Annotated in this window: 17 protein-coding genes; 3 read left to right on the forward strand and 14 right to left on the reverse strand. The window is 38.7% G+C overall.

Annotated elements, in window-relative coordinates:
* Nucleotides 1-121: 121 nt before the first annotated feature.
* The 7 genes from rbsK to ACJROX_RS27625 form a co-directional block, all read right to left on the reverse strand.
* A complete protein-coding gene (gene rbsK, locus ACJROX_RS27595) occupies nucleotides 122-1,012 on the reverse strand; it encodes a ribokinase (RefSeq protein WP_408008377.1) in 891 nt (296 codons plus the stop codon).
* 15 nt (nucleotides 1,013-1,027) lie between these two features.
* Nucleotides 1,028-1,840, reverse strand: coding sequence for an energy-coupling factor ABC transporter ATP-binding protein (locus ACJROX_RS27600; RefSeq protein ID WP_408008378.1), 813 nt, complete (start codon nucleotides 1,838-1,840; stop codon nucleotides 1,028-1,030).
* Entirely contained in the window at nucleotides 1,828-2,700 is an 873-nt protein-coding gene (locus ACJROX_RS27605) for an energy-coupling factor ABC transporter ATP-binding protein (protein WP_408008379.1), read from the reverse strand. Before ACJROX_RS27605 ends, ACJROX_RS27600 begins: the two co-directional genes overlap by 13 nt.
* Nucleotides 2,697-3,446, reverse strand: coding sequence for an energy-coupling factor transporter transmembrane component T family protein (locus ACJROX_RS27610; protein WP_408008380.1), 750 nt, complete (start codon nucleotides 3,444-3,446; stop codon nucleotides 2,697-2,699). Before ACJROX_RS27610 ends, ACJROX_RS27605 begins: the two co-directional genes overlap by 4 nt.
* Nucleotides 3,447-3,535: 89 nt before the next feature.
* A complete protein-coding gene (locus ACJROX_RS27615) occupies nucleotides 3,536-4,120 on the reverse strand; it encodes an ECF transporter S component (RefSeq protein ID WP_408008381.1) in 585 nt (194 codons plus the stop codon).
* A 20-nt stretch (nucleotides 4,121-4,140) separates the two neighbouring features.
* Nucleotides 4,141-5,100 (reverse strand): nucleoside hydrolase, encoded by a 960-nt coding sequence (locus tag ACJROX_RS27620; RefSeq protein ID WP_408008382.1) that lies wholly within the window; start codon nucleotides 5,098-5,100, stop codon nucleotides 4,141-4,143.
* Complete coding sequence (locus ACJROX_RS27625; protein ID WP_408008383.1) at nucleotides 5,097-6,119, reverse strand: LacI family DNA-binding transcriptional regulator; 1,023 nt, start codon at nucleotides 6,117-6,119, stop codon at nucleotides 5,097-5,099. The genes ACJROX_RS27620 and ACJROX_RS27625 overlap by 4 nt, the downstream gene beginning before the upstream one ends.
* Nucleotides 6,120-6,908: 789 nt before the next feature.
* Between ACJROX_RS27625 and ACJROX_RS27630 the strand changes: the two genes are divergently transcribed.
* Nucleotides 6,909-8,477: a sodium/proline symporter gene (locus tag ACJROX_RS27630; protein ID WP_408008384.1), complete on the forward strand. Its 1,569-nt coding sequence runs from the start codon at nucleotides 6,909-6,911 to the stop codon at nucleotides 8,475-8,477.
* A gap of 3 nt (nucleotides 8,478-8,480) precedes the next feature.
* Nucleotides 8,481-8,969: a hypothetical protein gene (locus ACJROX_RS27635; protein WP_408008385.1), complete on the forward strand. Its 489-nt coding sequence runs from the start codon at nucleotides 8,481-8,483 to the stop codon at nucleotides 8,967-8,969.
* Between the two features lie 314 nt (nucleotides 8,970-9,283).
* On the opposite strand, the gene ACJROX_RS27640 is transcribed toward ACJROX_RS27635, so the two are convergent.
* Nucleotides 9,284-10,159: an EAL-associated domain-containing protein gene (locus ACJROX_RS27640; protein WP_408008386.1), complete on the reverse strand. Its 876-nt coding sequence runs from the start codon at nucleotides 10,157-10,159 to the stop codon at nucleotides 9,284-9,286.
* Between the two features lie 70 nt (nucleotides 10,160-10,229).
* Nucleotides 10,230-10,487 (reverse strand): hypothetical protein, encoded by a 258-nt coding sequence (locus ACJROX_RS27645; protein ID WP_408008387.1) that lies wholly within the window; start codon nucleotides 10,485-10,487, stop codon nucleotides 10,230-10,232.
* A 702-nt stretch (nucleotides 10,488-11,189) separates the two neighbouring features.
* On the opposite strand from ACJROX_RS27645, the gene ACJROX_RS27650 reads away from it, so the two are divergent.
* The gene (locus ACJROX_RS27650) at nucleotides 11,190-11,387 is read left to right on the forward strand and encodes an IDEAL domain-containing protein (protein ID WP_408008388.1); all 198 of its coding nucleotides are present in this window, start codon (nucleotides 11,190-11,192) and stop codon (nucleotides 11,385-11,387) included.
* A gap of 264 nt (nucleotides 11,388-11,651) precedes the next feature.
* On the opposite strand, the gene ACJROX_RS27655 is transcribed toward ACJROX_RS27650, so the two are convergent.
* The 5 genes from ACJROX_RS27655 to ACJROX_RS27675 are packed head-to-tail and all read right to left on the reverse strand — an operon-like array spanning nucleotide 11,652 to nucleotide 17,756.
* Nucleotides 11,652-12,194: a hypothetical protein gene (locus tag ACJROX_RS27655; RefSeq protein WP_408008389.1), complete on the reverse strand. Its 543-nt coding sequence runs from the start codon at nucleotides 12,192-12,194 to the stop codon at nucleotides 11,652-11,654.
* A complete protein-coding gene (locus ACJROX_RS27660) occupies nucleotides 12,194-13,204 on the reverse strand; it encodes a lysozyme family protein (RefSeq protein ID WP_408008390.1) in 1,011 nt (336 codons plus the stop codon). The genes ACJROX_RS27655 and ACJROX_RS27660 overlap by 1 nt, the downstream gene beginning before the upstream one ends.
* Before the next feature lie 46 nt (nucleotides 13,205-13,250).
* Nucleotides 13,251-14,927 carry a CD3337/EF1877 family mobilome membrane protein gene (locus tag ACJROX_RS27665; RefSeq protein WP_408008391.1) on the reverse strand — a complete coding sequence of 559 codons (1,677 nt, stop codon included), beginning with the start codon at nucleotides 14,925-14,927 and terminating at the stop codon, nucleotides 13,251-13,253.
* Nucleotides 14,928-14,944: 17 nt separating this feature from the next.
* Nucleotides 14,945-17,365: an ATP-binding protein gene (locus ACJROX_RS27670; protein ID WP_408008392.1), complete on the reverse strand. Its 2,421-nt coding sequence runs from the start codon at nucleotides 17,363-17,365 to the stop codon at nucleotides 14,945-14,947.
* On the reverse strand, nucleotides 17,328-17,756 hold the full coding sequence (locus tag ACJROX_RS27675) for a conjugal transfer protein (protein ID WP_408008393.1): 429 nt from the start codon (nucleotides 17,754-17,756) through the stop codon (nucleotides 17,328-17,330). Before ACJROX_RS27675 ends, ACJROX_RS27670 begins: the two co-directional genes overlap by 38 nt.

Genomic DNA, 17,756 nt, shown 5'->3' on the forward strand with positions numbered 1-17,756 from the left:
ATATCCAGACATAATTCAATCAAAAAAGTTAATCTTTAACAAAATGACCCTTTTCACGTGAGACCAAAGGAACGAAGAGCCCCGTAGCTTAAATTGAGTAACGCAATCATCGGTTTCATGTCTATACAACCCGAAATGATTTCGGAAATACTGGTTGTGCACCCATTTCTGTCACTACATATGCAGCTGCTTCAGCTGCATTCTTTACTGCATCCTGAAGAGAATCTCCCCGGCAAATTGCAACTGCGAGAGCCCCATTAAAGGCATCTCCCGCACCAGTCGTATCCACTACATCAACTTTTGCCGCTTTAACCCATCCATTTTCCTCATTATTCATGTAAAATGCACCTTTTGAACCAAGGGTAACGATTATCGTACCAACGCCTTTATCCAATAAGAATTTACACGCCTCCATCAATTTCTCTTCACTTGATGTTTCAAATCCTGTTAGTTGAAAGAGCTCTGTTTCATTAGGCGTCAGGATTGATACTTTCTTTAATAAAGAATCAGGTATCTCCTTTGTAGGTGCAGGATTCAAAATGATTACCGTTTCGGATTCTGCAGCTATTCTGATGGCTTTCTCTATACACTCGAGTGGTATTTCAAGCTGACAAAGGAGTACATCGCTGGTCCGGATCACATCAGATTCCCGGTCAACCTGTTCAGGTGTGACAAGAAAGTTGGCACCCGGGAATAAAACAATGGAATTTTCTCCGGAATTCGAAACTTGGATAATCGCCTGTCCAGTGATTCCTTCTTCTTCAACAGCAGCTGTATTGACGCCTTTATTTGCTAAATTTTCTTTTGCCTGCTCTCCAAACGCATCTTTTCCAACTTTACCAATAAAATAGACATTTGCACCAAGCTGACAGGCTGTTACAGCCTGATTCGCCCCTTTCCCTCCATAATGGATAGAATGAGACGTGCTATGCAATGTTTCGCCTTCCTTCACGATATGGGGGACGCGATAAACAAGATCGATATTGATGCTGCCTACTACTGAGATGTTCATGTACTACTCCCCCTTTCACGAATTTATGCGTTTTTCAATAGCAGTAATCAACTGCGGCTTTGTTAAAATGCCTTTCGGTAAACCTAATAATCTTGCCATACTTGCCACGGCAGGAGGCTTTAGCATGCTCTTTTCCAACACTTCATGATTATAAAAAATTTGCTGTGCATCATCATCAGACACTATCCGTCGATTCGCCATGACTACGATTCGGTTGAAATGCTCGGTAACAAATTCCATATCATGCGTAATCGTAACGACAGTCTTTCCTTTTTCTTGTAAAGTGTCCAGGATGTTCTCTAAACTTTTTAAGCCAATCTTATCTTGCCCAGCAGTTGGTTCGTCCAGGATGATGACGTCCGAATCCATTGCTAATATAGAAGCGATCGTAACGAATTTTCTTGTTGAGTAAGGTAGATTATATGGGTTTTCCTTTTTTAATTCGTAAATGCCGCAAAGATGTAGTGCCCATTCTGTCAGTTCATCCACTCGTTCAGGCTCGAATCCCATGTTTTTTGGACCGAACCTCACTTCTGATTCAACATCGTTGTGGAAAATTTGATCGTCAGGGTTTTGAAACACATATCCCACCTTACGTGATACTTGGGCTGTCGTGTAATCTTTCGTATTCCAATCCCCAACATGAACCGTACCCTCAGTCGGCTTCAGCAATCCATTCATGAGCTTAACAGCAGTTGTTTTTCCTGCTCCGTTTTGACCGATAATAGCAACCCGTTGTCCCCTAGGTATGTTCAAAGTAAGATTTTCTAAGGCCTTTGTACCGTCTGGATAAGAGAAGCTCACATTTTGCAATTTCAAGTAAGACATGATGCATCCTCCTTCACTACCTCCCAGGCGATGCTTTCCGTCAGTTCTTTGTCACGGATCGGCACAAATTTCAATGGAATGCCTGATTCTTGTAATTGAAGAGCGATTTCCGTTACGTGCGGGTATTGGATGTTATATTTAGCAAAATCCGGATTCGCAAACACTTCTCTTGCTGGACCTTGCAAGGCAATTTCTCCTTCATTCAGTACGATGATATTATCAGCATATTCTGCGATAAGGTCCATTTTATGCTCCACAAGCAGAATTGTCTTTCCTTTTTCTTTCATTAGTCGGATGATGTCAAATACATGCTCGGTTCCGATCGGATCGAGCTGGGAAGTCGGTTCATCAATTACTAAAATGTCGGGATCCATGACGATAATGGAGGCAAGCGCGACACGCTGACGTTGTCCACCTGATAATTCAAATGGATTTTTATCCCGAAGATGTTCGATTTTCACTAATTTCAATATTTCTTCAACACGGTTGCGTATTTCATTTTCTTCTACCCCTAAGTTTTCAAGGCCATATGCTACTTCATCAAATACTGTATCCTTTACACCTGATATTTGAATAAATGGATTTTGGAATAGGTAACCGATTTTTTCTCCTAGTTGACCTAACTGATAATCCGCCATGTTTTTCCCATCTACAAGGACATCCCCTTCGATATTTCCTTTGTAAAAATGTGGGACGAAGCCCCTAATTGTATTACATAACGTTGTCTTGGCTGAGCCGTTATTTCCGACAATTGCCGTAAAACTTCCTTTTTCAATAGTAAGGGAAATACTTTTCAATACATTCCCATCACCGACAGGATAACGATACGATACGTTTTTCATTTCAATAATTGAACTCATGACAGCACTCTCCAAACGATTAATGAAACTATGATGAGCAGAAAAAACAAGGGCAGAATCCGGTCCGTTGTACTTTTCGAAAGCTTATATAAGCTTGTTTTTTTCACAGGAGCCGAAAATGCGCGTGATTCCAATGTAATTGCTCTTTCTTCGGTGCTTGCAATGGAAGAAAGGATTAGTGGAGTCAAGGTCGGAATGAAAGCTTTTGCCCTGACAAGCATAGATCCTTCCGTTTCTACCCCACGTGTTTTTTGAGCTTCCATAATCGTATGTGCTTGGCGTTTCATTTCAGGAATGATTTGCAATGTAGACATGACTATATACGCTCCCATCGGTGGTAAACCGATATCTTCGAGAGACTTCACGAAATCCTTTACGTCGGTAATTCTAAAAAACAGAATGAATGCTGATCCAATGGCTAATATTTTGGAGGTCAGAATAAGACCATATTGAAGGCCTTCCGTGGTCCATTTGAAAATTCCCCATTCTCCAATCACCGTCTCGCCCGGATAAAAGAAAAGTTGCATGAGAAATACGAGTATTAGTAGGAAGAGAAGCGCATTAAGGATAATACCGATGAATTCCTTGAAGACACGTGATCCAGCAAGAAGTGCTACAATCATTAAAACAGGAAACCATGAAAATGCGAACAAATAACTTGGGATGATGAGGACTGCTAAAGTTACAAATAATGTAAAATAAAGCTTTGTCATTGGATGCAGTTTTAAAATAAAGTTTTGGTTCATTACAACCCACCTCCTTAGAAAAGTAAACTTTTTCCTTCCCTCGAAGTAAAAGGATGAAAGAGCATATCATATCTTAATTTATCTTTGTATTACATATATAAGTGTCCATAATTCATTTTCGACAAATAGCGATCTGACATTTTCTTCACAATGAAATAGACAATAAGAACTGAGATGACTTTATCTGCAATTTCAATAATGATTGATGAAGATAATACTGCTGTCCATAATTGCTGCCCTGCAGCAAGGAACGTTGCTGTAATGATAGATCCTGTGCCTCCTGTTACTCCACCAAAGACTAATACTGTGATTGGTGCAGAAACAATGGTTGCGATTAGTGTAATGATGATACCGGAAATAATGGTTTTAGGAATCGTTTTGAACATACCACTTTTCGATAGAAATCCTACACCAACACCGACTGCCATAGATGTCAATGCATATGGTAAGAAAGTAGGGTTGAAGATGGCATTAATGAGATTTGTGACAAGTCCGGCGATTAAAGCAACCCATGGCCCAGCGATTACTCCGATTAAAATGGTACCAATAGTATCAAGGAATATAGGTAGTCTCAATACATTGTGTAATTGGAATCCTACAATATTGATCGAAACTCCAATTGGAATTAAAAGCATGGCCATTATATTAAAGTCATTTTTAAAACTCTGTTTCATTTCATTTCTCCCCTTTGTTTTTATTGACCAATATAATGGTCCATTTTTTTTATTGCCTCAAAAAATTGTTGAACGAATTCTTCCCTTTTGACTGTGTGAAGCACTTTCACATTTTGGGGAAGCCCTGTACGTTGTGTATAATCCACAACTGTTGTGCCCGCTGTGAGACGTCCTTCTAATTCAACTTCAACATGGCAATCATCCCCTTCAAACAGTTCTGGTGTAATGACATACGAAACTGCGCATAAATCATGAAGACGAATCGCTCTTTCAAAATGCTCCTCATGGAAGGGGGTGCGATTTGCATTATAGATATAAAATTTAAGAAGCGAACTAATGTTTTTGGCAAGCTCAGTACCGGTTGCTTCGATTCCTGAAACTTCATCTAACGTAATATAGGCTTTATGAGTGACATCAAGCCCACTCATGACGATTGGAATGCCAGAACGGAATACAATTTCTGTAGCATGAGGATCTACGTATACATTGAATTCTGAAGTTGGTGTCATATTACCGCCAACAGCCGCCCCTCCCATGTAGGAAATGTATTTGATTTTATTTTTCACTTCAGGGTGAGCTAGAAATAAAGACCCAATATTTGTAAGGGGGCCTGTCGCAATGAGGACAATCTCTTCTTCACTGCTTAACAGTACATCTTTCATTGCATCAATGGCTGTTCGATTACTCTCAGGAAGTGTCGGGTCCGGAAGAACAACATCCCCAAGACCGCTCTCCCCATGGACCTCCTCAGCGACTTCAAGAACGCGAAAAAACGGTTCATTAAGGCCTCTTGCAATTTCAATGTCCTGCTTCATATAACTTGCAAAGGCACGTGCATTATAAATGGTTTTGGTTTGAGTTTGATTGCCTGGTTCTGTTGTAATCAATTTGATGTCAAGGTCTTCTGATGAAAATGCAAGCAAGAGCGCCATAACATCATCGATACCAGGATCGCAGTCGATAATAACAGGTACTTTCAATACAATCTCTCCTTTATTTTTACATGGACTGTACTTTCCCGCGCGATTAATGTAGGACTAAATAGTACGGATTCTGTCTTTCCTGTTTCAATTTGATTGATCAAAAGCTCCACAGCTTTTCGTCCCATTTCATATGTATTTTGGCGGATGGTTGTCAATTTCGGTATCAAAGATGACACAAATGAAATATCATCGAATCCAATGACGGAAAGCTCATCTGGAATCTTAATATTCAATTCATGAGCTGCTTGATATACACCAAATGCCATCATATCGTTACATGCAAATATGGCGGTAATATTGTTTATCGTTAGTAGATTTTTCGCATGTTCATAAGCGGATTCGATTGTGAAATCACCTTCGAATTGGAGGGAATTATGGAGATCTATCCCAACTTCTTTTAATGCACGACGGAATCCCGTTACACGCTCAAAAGAGTTCTTAATTGAATTTGGCCCTGAAATACACCCAATGTTTCGATGTCCTAAATCAGTTAGATGTTTGCCCGCCAAATATCCTCCTGTCTCATTGTCCAAAAAGACAGCGGAATACTTATTCTCCTCTATCCCTCTGTCAAGAAGCGCACACGGAATCTTCCCTTTCTTTAGAATCTCCTCACTCGATGGTGAAAGCTGATCTTGGCTGGACAGAATAATCCCATCTACTTGTTGTTCCTTTAATACTCGTAAATATCGCTCTTCTTTCTCTGATTGGTCATCAGAATTGCAAATAACTAAGCTGTAATTTCTTTTGTTTGCTTCATCTTCGGCCCCTCTACATAGCTCTGGGAAAAAAGGATTCATAATCGTTGGAACAATAAGCCCAAGTAATTTGGATTGCTTTGTGACAAGTCCTCTTGCAAATTGATTAGGCTGATATTGGACTTCCTCAATTACCCGCAACACCTTTTCACGAGTTTCTTCGGACATCCCCTCCTCCTTTTGATTCAACACCCTTGAAACAGTCGTTATGGAAACGCCTGCTTTTTTTGCAATGTCTTTAATTGTCCATTTGGCCATGTAATCTTCCTCTACGAATTAAATAATTGTAGTAAAAGCGAAAACGTTTTACGAAAACGTTTTCGCTTATTTCTCTTAGATTATTGCAATCGCTTTCAATTGTCAATATTTTTTTAATTTTCTTACAATATTCAGGGTGTTGGATCTTCAGAGCAGAAGCTATTAGGGGGAAAGGTAGCCTCCGTCTAGTTTTGGTGCCATTTGTCGAACAACTGGAAAGAGGAGTCGGGAGTCCCTATGCAATCCTAACGGTAAAATTTATTTCAAATTTAGAGAGGTGATTTGGTGGTGCATCTAATGAGCAACCCTTCAGACCGGACTTGCTCCGTCTAAAGAAAGCGAATATGTCGCAAACTTAGGGGTTAGTCAGGCAGCGTTTTATCGCAAACTAAAAGAAATGGAAAAAACTGTACCGTTTTTCAAATAACGTTATACCGTTTGTAAAAAAGTTCGATTAAAATAAACCTTCTTTTTCCTGAGAAAATTGATCAATCAAGGTTTCTAAAACATTTTTGATCAAACTTTATTTGAAAGTTACATAATGTTCTAAATTTATAAATTATTTTTACATTTTGTCTAACGCTAAGAAAAAAGCTAACATTTATAATTGACATGACAGCGTTTACATTTTTTTCTGGAGGTGAAAACATGTTTAACCTACCGCTAGAAACGTTTATTTGGTTTATACCATGGCCGTTTATTTGGATGGGAATATCTCTAGTAATCTATTTTAAAATGAAAAAGGGAGATGAACTTGAAAATTAATCGTTAGGGGGGTGTTTTTATTTTATGAAATCGGATGCTATTATTTTTATTGTCTACTTACTTGTATTATTAGGAGTAGGAGTTTGGTTCTCTCGAAAGGCTTCAAAATCAATTGATCATTATTTAATTGGTGGTCGGAGTTTAGGTCCTGCAGTAACTGCCCTTACAATGCAAAGCAGTTCCATGAGTGGTTATATGTTTATGGGGGGACCTGCATTAGCCTTTCAACAAGGCTGGTACGCATTATGGTATGCCATTGGGGATGCTGGTGGTTCAATCATTAACCTTTCCGTTTTAGGTAAAAGAATGCGTAGACTTTCTGAACTTTTAGGTGCACTTTCGCCAATTGAGTACTTGGAAAAGCGTTTTGAAAGTCCAACGATTCGTATTGTCGGCTCCATTATTTCGATTATTTTTTTAATGGCCTATGTATTTGCACAATTCATTGCTTCTGGAAAAGCTTTAACGATGTTAACAGGATTACCATATGAAGCCTGCTTGATCATAGGGGTAAGTGTTATTATTACATATACCGTCGCAGGTGGCTACCTGGCAGTTGTGTGGACTGATTTTGTACAAGGCATCATTATGGTATTAGGCGTTCTTGGTATTGGAATAATGGCATTCATTCATATTGACGGCTTATCAGGATTAAATGCTGCACTAGCTAGGATTGATCCAACCTATTTAAGTATTTGGGGTAAAGATTTAGCGTATTATGGCCAATGGGGTGTTGTTTTAGGAGCAATACTCATCTATAGTGTCGGATATATGGGGCTTCCTCATGTCGTTGTACGTCACATGTCCATGAAAAGTACAAAAACAGTAAAAGGTGCCATCTTATTCTCAGCAACATGGAATCAGATTTTCATATTTACTCCTTATTTATTAGGTCTTATCGCCATTGTTATGCTTCCTACACTAGCTGATCCAGAAATGGTTATTCCTGAACTTGCGTATAACTTTTTCCCTGGCTTTTTTGCCGCAATACTATTATCTGCTATTATGGCCGCCATCATGTCAACATCTGATTCGTGTTTAATGCAAGCGGGAACCATTTTGTCACGGGATTTATATCAACGTTTTTTTGCGAAAAATGCCTCACATTCAAAAATGGTTCTGGTCTCTCGGATTTGTATTTTGTTAGGTGGAATTGCCGGCATCATCGTTGCCATTTTTGAACCACCTTCCGTATTTACCCTTGTCGTATTTGCGTTTGGTGTCTTAGGAAATAGCTTTTTAGTTCCATATGTTGCTTCAGTCTATATGAGAAATGCAACAAATATTGGGGTTTTAACTGCGATGATCAGCGGTGGTTTAACAAATGTACTTTGGACAGTTGGTAATTTAGAAGCATACACAGCTATTCATCCATTTTTGGCAGGGTTAATTATTTCAATTATTGGGATCTTTATCGGAAACAATTTTGGTAGGACACCTTCTCAAAAAATTTTAGACGATTTTGAAAAAGCCAAGGGGCCACATCATATTTCAAAAACGATTGAAAAGAATATTGCGAAAGACCTGTCACCTGAAGCGAAAAATATTTCAGAGTTTTACAATAATCTACCGGGTAATTTTCAGAAGGTGTAACCGATGACTACATTAACTCAATCAATTTCCATTCAACCCGAAAATATCATTAACAAACTAAAACAATTCGATCCGAAAGCAAACTATCAAATTGATAAACTCATTTATTATCCCTACCATTTCTTTAAATATAAAATGAAAGCAAAAGGGCTGCTAAAACTAGATGGATATCTTGGCTGTACAATTGACAGTATAAGTGGACAAGGTGCCATCATTGACCATACCCCATTATTTATGGAAGAAAATCTACATGATCAACCATGTTTACCTAGTACACTTTCTTTACAAGATGCCAAAATAATGGCTGAGGATTTCCTGAATCATTCAGCATCTTTGAAACTAAAATTTTTCAGTATCCCTAAAATGCAACTAGAACAACATGAAAGGTTTTTTAGACCGTACTGGATCATTGTCAATCAAAAAAACAATGAAAAATACCCATCTATTATGATCGATGGCGTTTCGGGAAAATATCATCCATTAAATATATAATGAATAAAGGCTGTTTATTATTAAGTAGTTCCGTTTTTGTGGAGAAACATTAAGGGAAAAATCTTATCATCCAAACGAAAGAACATGCATTAGGAGTAGCTGACCATAGTATCGAATATGAAGAGAAACTCAATATCCTGCAGGAGGGCCATAGAATACCGTTATTCATAACAAATGACCCGTTTTCTACTCCTGTTAATACAGGTCATCCTATGACATGTTCTAGGATGGCTTTTGTTTTCTTTTGATTCAAGTGATAGAATTCGCATACCATATTCTTTTAACATTTTAACCTTGATGTTGAATAATCCTATTCACAAATTTAGTAAGGATTCATTTTCAAAAATAAAGGAATAGCTAATATCAACGAACAAAAAATAGTGATCAGATAATGGAAAACTAAAGGTGCGTATTGTTTCCCTAGTCTCAATATCCAAATAATTATCAGATAATATTCCTTTGTTAAATGTTTTCATTTGTAGGGTATTCTCTAAGAAATAGGGACGAAACGCCCAATTAGAACCTTTTTTATCGGGTTCAGTCTCCCAGCCTTCATCTCGCTTTCTGAAATTTGAAGACACTTGATAACCATCACTGTTACAAACAAACATACGGAAACTTTCTTCATTAAATAGGGTTGTCAATTCTTTAATAAACGAATCTACCTTTTCTATCCCTCTCCATTGAGAAAGTATATTCTTCACCTTTTGTTCCCAAATTGAAACAAGGTTCTGCCGTTGCTCAACGAAGTTTTTTTCTCTTTGGATATATTCAGCAATCTTACCTTTGACATTAACAGTTAATGAATCCGTGGAGGAAAGGTCAAATTTTTGTGGCGCTAAATATTGTCCCTGGTAAAACATACCTCCATGCTTCCATGCAAATTGGAGATGAAAGTTATCCTCTATATTGTCAAATAGCAAAGCAGCACCAATTCGGTGTGCGAGCATCGAAAGGGAATAGATAATATCTTGAAAACCTTCGGAATGATGATCACGAATAATGTTTGTATCAATTTTAAGAATATGGGGTTCAAGTTGACGTATCCGGTCTATATTAGAATTTTTGATCCCTATATGGTCGATTGCAACTTTTATTCCGTACGTTTTATAGTAGAGCAGTAAATGATTAAGAGTATGAAATTCCTCATCGAAGTCATGTTCAGTAATGGCTAAGACGATTCTCTCCATTGAAAATCCTCGTTGTTCAAAGCTTTTTAACGTTTGTAATAGGTCCTCTCCATGATTGACCATTAATTGTTTAGCGCAAGAAGCCTTGCTTGTTTGCTTCGAGAATATCTAAAATGGCAACATGTAATAGGTGTTGATCGACTTCCATTTTGAATTCATCGGGTACCTCATTATCTAGAAAAAAAGGCCTAAGTTTTACCCATTCATCCCCCTCCCAATATCGACCCGATACTTCATATCCAACGACATTATGTTTAATAGCGCTTACAATGGGTTGATAAGCAGGCTTTACGTTCTGTAAGTTGGTTATGATTTCTAAAGGATCCATACTCCCCCTCCTTCATATATCGATTAAAAATGAGTAAATAATGGAGTGTTTTATTGAACCTCTCGCCACTTAACGACCCATGGTTGGTCACCTCGTTTGAAGAGAATGTAAGTTCTTATTCTAACATAGCGAGGCTACTTTGACTAACGCCAACCGACATTCATCTCCCACTTACTCATGGGATACGCCCTTCACATTCCTTGAGGTGGGAGTCTTCTGTCGGTAAACGATAAATCCTTCCACTTTCATATATAGGCTCCTGCAAAAACACAAACACAGATGGAGGACAAGTCAAAGGTTTTCCCTGTTTTGAAACCCATCTGCCTTTGAACACCTTGCCCAGAAGTTTCTAGATGAATAATGAAAAGGATAAACTCACAAGGAGGTATTCCATCATTACTCCTAAAACAATCATATGTATATTCGGCACTAGGCCTGAAGCTATCAACCGAAAAATGGTTGGTATTGTAGGGGATTCTTACCTATTTGATCCAACAATTTTATGATAATGATCCGGAATAATAGTTTTTGAGATGAATTAAAAATATTCTTGTTTAAAGATCATAACTGAAGGTTTCAATGAGTTTGTACTTTCAGATGTAAACTCATTGGCTATAAATACCATGGAACTACCAAGCGAAATATTTGAATAGTCTGAAAACCGTTAGTATAATAGAAAAAAGGTTAAGGAGTTGGTTTCCTATGGAAAGGAATTTGCTTAATACACCACCACAATCTGAAGTAAACGTCATGGATTCTGAATTTGCTGAAATGGTATTAAACAAAGCCCTTCGTAATTTCCGAAAAGAGCAAATCCGAAAAGAGATTGACCAGTCATTACAGGATAGAAACAAAGAAGAATTCCTACGATTAACAGAGGAATTGAAAAACATTTCTTAAAATGTTATATTTCAATTCTGTGTATAATACAAGTACAAGAAAAGCAATGCCTATTAAATGACAACCAATCATTGATAGGTGGGGGAAAGACTGTCTGCCGAGTGGGGACTTGGGCTAAAGGCAGTCTTTTTTATATGATTTTCCTACGTTTTGTTACTCTTTTTCTATCAATTTATGATATAAATTAACAATGCTTTTTAGTTACACAAATCATGCACTATTTTTACACAACTTCAGGAAAAAAAGAGATTATGGTAAACTTTTTTATAGCAGCTGCTTTACTTCGAAGTTCTCGATCGACCAATCCCCTTCAAAGTGCTCCAGGTTAACAACCGCTTCATTTTTTGTTCTGGTTGCAACCCCTTCTACTGTTAAAACATGATTGAATACGACTGTTACCAGGGCAGAATCTTCATCGATTCGGTTATAGTAGGTTTCTAGTATGTCAACCTTTGAAGAAATATCATCGCCTATGTTCTCTGTGCCTTCTGTATGGTGAACTTCCTCGCTTTTTGTTAGTTTTTCCCTTGCTTGACCGGAAGCGCGCTCTAAAAGCTTCTCCTGGATTCCTGGAGCGGTCTTGCTATCGTAAGTGAACATGATCTCGATAAATTCCTTCCCATGTTGAACTAATTTTTTATTGTTTGATTCTGAGGCCTTCAGACGGTCTCTAAGCTGTTTTACTTCCTCCTGGAGTGTTATCCTGTGTTTTTTCTCCTCGTTCCATTTCTCGTAGAATATGACGCTAACAATCGATGTTGTAACGACCAATAACAACGAGACGACAATGAAACTATTTCGATTCATTAAAAAATTCTCCCCTCTGGATTTACTTTTCTTCCGTTTTCGTGAAGTTCCAGGTGTAAATGTTCTCCGGTGCTGCTTCCTGTTGTGCCGCAAGTTCCAATCTTTTGGCCAGCCTGTACGGTTTGACCTGGTTGAACTAATATCTGCGCTAAATGCGCGTATACCGTAACCAATCCGCCTCCGTGATCAATATAGATCCTTTGGCCAAACCCTTCACTGTGATTGCCTTGATTCTGCCATCCTGCCTGTTGGATCTTTCCGTTTCTTGCTGCATAAATCGGGAGCGGTTGACCTTTACAACCAAAATCAACACCGTAATGATTCGTAGGAACTCCAGTAAACGGATCGAACCGAACACCAAACCTTGAAGTAATTTCTGCTTGAATCGGTTTGATAAATCCGTAACTGTTCGGGGATCCAGGGGAGATTTCTAAACTGCCTTCAAAGTACCGCAATACATTATCGACATAATTGATATCTCCGTATCCACTCCAACCTAATTCCTTCGCTTTTTTTTGAGAAAAGGCAGCTGCAACTTCTTTTGAATAGCCTCCACGTTTAAAGGCGTAATCAATAAAACCTGTTCCAAAATTGAAAGCCTGGAGCGTTAAAGAAATATCTCTCTCGGCTTTTTTCAATACCTGGGAGAAATATCTTACCCCAGCTTCTATACTGACTGCCGGGTTTGTAATGGTGTTAGGGGGCAATCCTAAAGATTCGCTTGCCTGCATAGGATCTCCACCCCTTCCACCGCTTTCCTGCTGCATTTTTGCTAGTAAAAGTTCTGTATATCCTTCAACTCCGTATTTTTCCGCATACTTCCTGACAAGCGGCTCGTATCGCCTGACCTCTGGAGAAACAATCGCTTTTCCCCCTATTCCACCCTCTGGCAGAACAGGGGCACTTTCATCCATTTCTGGATTCATAAACAAAGCCGGTAGCAAGGTGATCCCTACTATCAATAAGAATCCTAGGATGATCGCGATTATGAGAAGCGGAAACTTAAACATCCAAAGTAATTTTAGGAATTCTATTTTTGCTTTCTGTTTTATAATCTCATTCACCCGAAGCACCTCTAAGATTGTGCTTTCTCAAGCGTTTCGCTGCTTCTAATTGTGTTCCAGCTGTAGGTGTTGCTTTCTTTGCAGGCTTCGCTTCCAGAACTTGACTTTTAATTGGCTGCTGCTTTTTAATTGTGTTACGGGTAGTGGTTCCGCTGTGCTGTGTGTTTGGTCGGCCTACAACCGATTTTCCATTCACATTTGTGGATCCAACTGCCCTTTTTCTGTTTACATCTGGTTTCGCTCGATTTGTTACAGTTCGACTAGTAGAAGTATAGCTGCTTTGCCTTTCTCTAGGTGTTTCTGCTGTTTTAGATGATCTATTTATCTCCTCTTGTTTACCTCCTCTATGCTCTATTGACCTCCATTTTTTGAAGAACCTTTCCCATGATGGTTCGTTGAATCCTAATCTGGTTCTAACCGGTGTGATCAACTTATTCTGATATACTAACGCCCCTATAAAGACGATGATTTGAACAAACATTGTGACAAAAAAGTGTTCCTGTTCTGTCGCTGCGTATGCTGCGGAAGACACAAACAACACGATAGAAACCAAAATACTCATATAAATCTTCATTAGGAGCGGCGATATAAGCCCTCCAAGGCCTTTCCAAGCTGTTCTGCTGTAGTAAGGAAGTAATCCCAAAAGAAAATTGAATGGTAATGTAATAGCTTTAAAGATGAACAATAAGCTATAAAACGTCATCCGTCCGATAAAGATTAATAATGTGAGGGCCATGATCAGGACAAACAGAAAAATTAAACAGATAAAGGTGATTCTTGAAGAGTGTACTTCGCTTGTATTCTTCATCATTTCATTTTTGTGTAGTTCGATTTCTTCTTTTACAACCTCTTCTCGATCCTCTCCAGATGTCGAAAGCACCTTATGGATCCGTTCTTTACCTATTACTTTTTCGTTTATCGTTCCAAATTGGAGCATCAAATAAGGCTTGTAGAGCCCTAAAGTGTAAATCTGGTTGTTCATAGCAGCTAAACTTTCATCATGATTGTAATTCTTTCCTGGAGCGGCAACCTTTGAAGTTTGACTAAGCACTTCTTTACCAACGACTGACGATCCTTGATTTAAGAATTTTAGGGATTGTTCCGCTGTCATTACGAAACCTAAAGCGAAAACAAGAACGATAAATGTGCTTAAAATCCCTGTCAAAGCTGTTGAAGATTTACCTCTAACAAAGGCGTGATAGGCTGCCCAGATGGCCATTAGCGAAACAAGAAAGCCTATAAAATACGTGTAGATACCTACATCGCTAAATCCTCCGTCAAAACCGGTTAAAATTTGTATGCTGTGGGCGGCTCCTTCGATCATTCCATTTATGAACTCTAATTGGAACGCTTCGTTTAGGAGAAAGATTGTTCCCTGGATAAACCACACAATTCCTTTAAATAAAAGGTTCGTGATATGGTTTCCCGCATATAGGAAAGTTTGTGTTGTTTTCTCCATGAACTTAAAGCCTTCAACTTCCTCCGCGTGTGTGTCTAACTTGTAATGACTAATCGGGTACTTATTGTAAAGCAGCTCCACATCTCCTACATTTTCACGTTCATCTAAAGGGATAAAATTATCGTCTAATGTTTCGGCGTTTGATATACCAGAAGGCATTACAACAAATAATACTAAGATCAAGATCCATGTTTTTAGGCTGTTTCTCATTTTCTCACCTCCCGCTTTTACCCTACTTCCTCTACATGTTCAGGTGGTCTTGTATCGAAAGCGTTAAACAAATCATCGAATAAGTAGTCAAATTTGATAACGGCCGTCCTTCCGTAAATGTCTTGGAACAAACATTCTCCTTGTTCCGGTCTTAAGTTTTCGACTGTTTGAATGTTATCTTCTGATTTCGATAATCCCATGAACTCCAGGACCTTTCGGACTTCCTTTTCATTGTTGTTTTGGAATACGTAACGGATCCCGATGTTACTTTCAATCGACTCTGGAATGTCATTTACATTGTGAGTGGCCAAGTAGATCCCCGCTTTCATGTAACGACCTTCACGGATCAATCTGTTTACAATGTCTTGGCCAAGACGGGTTTTTAATAAGAACCACGATTCATCGAAGAAAACCACTTTGAAAATTCGATTGTCGATCTTGATAAATTCATGTGCGAAACGTCCGATCGCTAACATCATAGCGGTTGAAAGCTTTTCTAAAAGGTTATAGTTTTCGAGTTTCACATTATCAGGCGGGATCCTTAAATTTTGGACCTGTAACACGTTCAAAGCGTCATCCAGGCTAATTGGTTTGACGGGTTTCCCATTTCCAAAGAGTAATTGAGATAGAGATACTTCAGCAAAAGCTTTTAAATGGTTCCCAATGTTTCGCGCTTCTTCATCTTTACTTTCTCTCAGGTGATCCACTACATCATTCATACATTCCGCATGTTCAACCGCTTGGTAGACCTTGCTAAGTCGTGTGTCTTCTGTTCTGATACCAAGTAAGAATGTGATAATCTCCATTGCTAGTTCTTGAGCGTCTTTTTTAGAAGAGCAAATGTTGTAAGGATCTAGTCTCCCCCTGTTTTCTTCATCTGAGGTTAACGTAATGATGTTTATCCGGTCCTTTAATTCAGGCAAATCTTTATCCCAATTGCTTCTCTCTCCCTTCGGATCGACGACCAACGCTTTTCCACCTGATAATACACTTAGATATGTGATCAAGTTAGCATTGAATGACTTCCCGCCCCCTGGAGGACCTATGAATATAGCGGAAGGGCTTCTAGTTTTAGATCCTGCAACGTTTTGTGTAGCAATGGCGGGATTTATATAAACTGGACGATCCAACATACCATGTGTACCAATGAAAAAGCCTTCTCCGTCTCCTATGTGTTTCGTTGCTCCAAACATGCCAGCTGCTAGTGTCGTAGGTTCAAAGTATTGGAGATAATCGCTTACAAGGTTCCTTTTTCCGCACGGTAGAAACTCATTGAATAGTTGAAGTTGATCGCCGGCAGGTTGAAGTAATTCTATATTCATGCCTCTATATTCAGCTGCTACCGTTTGGACTCTTTCTTGCAATGTATCTTCATCTTTCGCGTAAACACATATTAGAATCGATGTTTGTAAAATAGGGTGCTTTTCGTTATTCAATGACCGCTCCAGGTCTTCGGCCAGGTCCGAACTTTCTAATACTTCCATAGAAATTTGTTCACCATTCAATGAAGCATGATCTTCCTGGTCTCGTAATAGATTTTTTCTGAAATTTAGCTTCTTTTTCGCGGTGTAATTATCGATAAATTCCGTTCTAATGGACATCTCAACCGGAAAATCAAGGTTTTGAATCGCATAAACCCACTCGAAACCTTGTGAATAGATCTCTCTAGGAAAATGGGAAACTGTCATGAAAGAAAGGTGTGTATTATCATCCATTTGATTGATTTTCAGCTTTCTTGGATCCGTGTTATCGATAAGTCCCTCTGTAAGCTTCATAACGTCTCGTTTGAAAGGTTTTCTTTCTCCCTGTTCTAGTTCGTAAGATGGTTCCAAACCTTGATAAATAGCCGGTTCTTCCATACCTCGATAGAAATTTCGTTTGATTAACCATTGCATCTCGTCACTGGTTAAAGGTTCAACATTGTACCAATTCTTTATGTGATTTAAATAAGTGCGGGATCCTTTGTAAATACTAGAAAGCGTGATTTCAGGTATGCCAGGATCCTTTGAAAAATAACCTAGTACATACTGAACCACATTCTTAAAGGAGAATGATCGAAGAAGGTTTACACCTTCCGATGGCAATTTCACTCCGATGTAAAACTCATAATCCGCTGATTCTTCACCGATTAGATCCTTGATAACGTCTTTACTTTGATCGATATGCCGTGCTGCTACGTCTTTAAGCGGTCCTGATAGTCTAGCCTTTGATTTATCGTGTATATCGTCTATATTCTTAAACCTGGGTAAAACTAAATAGTGAACATCTACATTTAAGGAAGTGAACATCGCTTGTAACCGTCTGAATGACCGGCCTTTTTCTTCATCGGACAGGTAATCGTACACATAACTTTGCAGCTTATAAAAGGCCCACACTTCCTTGTTTTCTCCAAACAAAACGTTATTTTCCCAATAGCTTACTGGAAACTGTATTTTCATCCTTAAACCTCCTGTATTTCATCTTCGCTTTGTATTTCATAGGCTTTTTACAGACTGTAAAGGAGTTGTATCTGTTTAATAGGTCCGGTTCCAGGTAAAGATGTCTGAAACGCGACCATGCATATTTGAGCGGGGGTTTTCCGTCGGCTTTGAACCGTGAGAAAAACCAAGCTGATACGAAAGGAACTAGTAAGTACCAAAACATCCATTTATCATTTATTGAAGAAAGAAAAGGGAATCTTGAAAGGATGAAGATTCCCACGAGTGTTACACCGGCAATGATTAACTGGTTATATGTGACTGGAAAAGGCAGCTTTTTATCTTGGATGGAGTAAAGCTTTTTTTCGAACATCCAAATGCTTCTGTAGTTCCTACACAATTTAGGCTTCAT

Origin of the sequence: Pseudalkalibacillus sp. A8 (assembly GCF_045920555.1) — a bacterium.
Classification (GTDB): Bacteria; Bacillota; Bacilli; order Bacillales; family Fictibacillaceae; genus Pseudalkalibacillus.

Coding starts and splice junctions, on each gene's coding strand:
- rbsK (WP_408008377.1), bottom strand. CDS start 1,012: ATGAACATCTCAGTAGTAGGCAGCATCAATATCGATCTTGTTTATCGC.
- ACJROX_RS27600 (WP_408008378.1), bottom strand. CDS start 1,840: ATGTCTTACTTGAAATTGCAAAATGTGAGCTTCTCTTATCCAGACGGT.
- ACJROX_RS27605 (WP_408008379.1), bottom strand. CDS start 2,700: ATGAGTTCAATTATTGAAATGAAAAACGTATCGTATCGTTATCCTGTC.
- ACJROX_RS27610 (WP_408008380.1), bottom strand. CDS start 3,446: ATGAACCAAAACTTTATTTTAAAACTGCATCCAATGACAAAGCTTTAT.
- ACJROX_RS27615 (WP_408008381.1), bottom strand. CDS start 4,120: ATGAAACAGAGTTTTAAAAATGACTTTAATATAATGGCCATGCTTTTA.
- ACJROX_RS27625 (WP_408008383.1), bottom strand. CDS start 6,119: ATGGCCAAATGGACAATTAAAGACATTGCAAAAAAAGCAGGCGTTTCC.
- ACJROX_RS27630 (WP_408008384.1), top strand. CDS start 6,909: ATGAAATCGGATGCTATTATTTTTATTGTCTACTTACTTGTATTATTA.
- ACJROX_RS27635 (WP_408008385.1), top strand. CDS start 8,481: ATGACTACATTAACTCAATCAATTTCCATTCAACCCGAAAATATCATT.
- ACJROX_RS27640 (WP_408008386.1), bottom strand. CDS start 10,159: ATGGAGAGAATCGTCTTAGCCATTACTGAACATGACTTCGATGAGGAA.
- ACJROX_RS27645 (WP_408008387.1), bottom strand. CDS start 10,487: ATGGATCCTTTAGAAATCATAACCAACTTACAGAACGTAAAGCCTGCT.
- ACJROX_RS27650 (WP_408008388.1), top strand. CDS start 11,190: ATGGAAAGGAATTTGCTTAATACACCACCACAATCTGAAGTAAACGTC.
- ACJROX_RS27655 (WP_408008389.1), bottom strand. CDS start 12,194: ATGAATCGAAATAGTTTCATTGTCGTCTCGTTGTTATTGGTCGTTACA.
- ACJROX_RS27660 (WP_408008390.1), bottom strand. CDS start 13,204: ATGTTTAAGTTTCCGCTTCTCATAATCGCGATCATCCTAGGATTCTTA.
- ACJROX_RS27665 (WP_408008391.1), bottom strand. CDS start 14,927: ATGAGAAACAGCCTAAAAACATGGATCTTGATCTTAGTATTATTTGTT.
- ACJROX_RS27670 (WP_408008392.1), bottom strand. CDS start 17,365: ATGAAAATACAGTTTCCAGTAAGCTATTGGGAAAATAACGTTTTGTTT.
- ACJROX_RS27675 (WP_408008393.1), bottom strand. CDS start 17,756: ATGAAGCCTAAATTGTGTAGGAACTACAGAAGCATTTGGATGTTCGAA.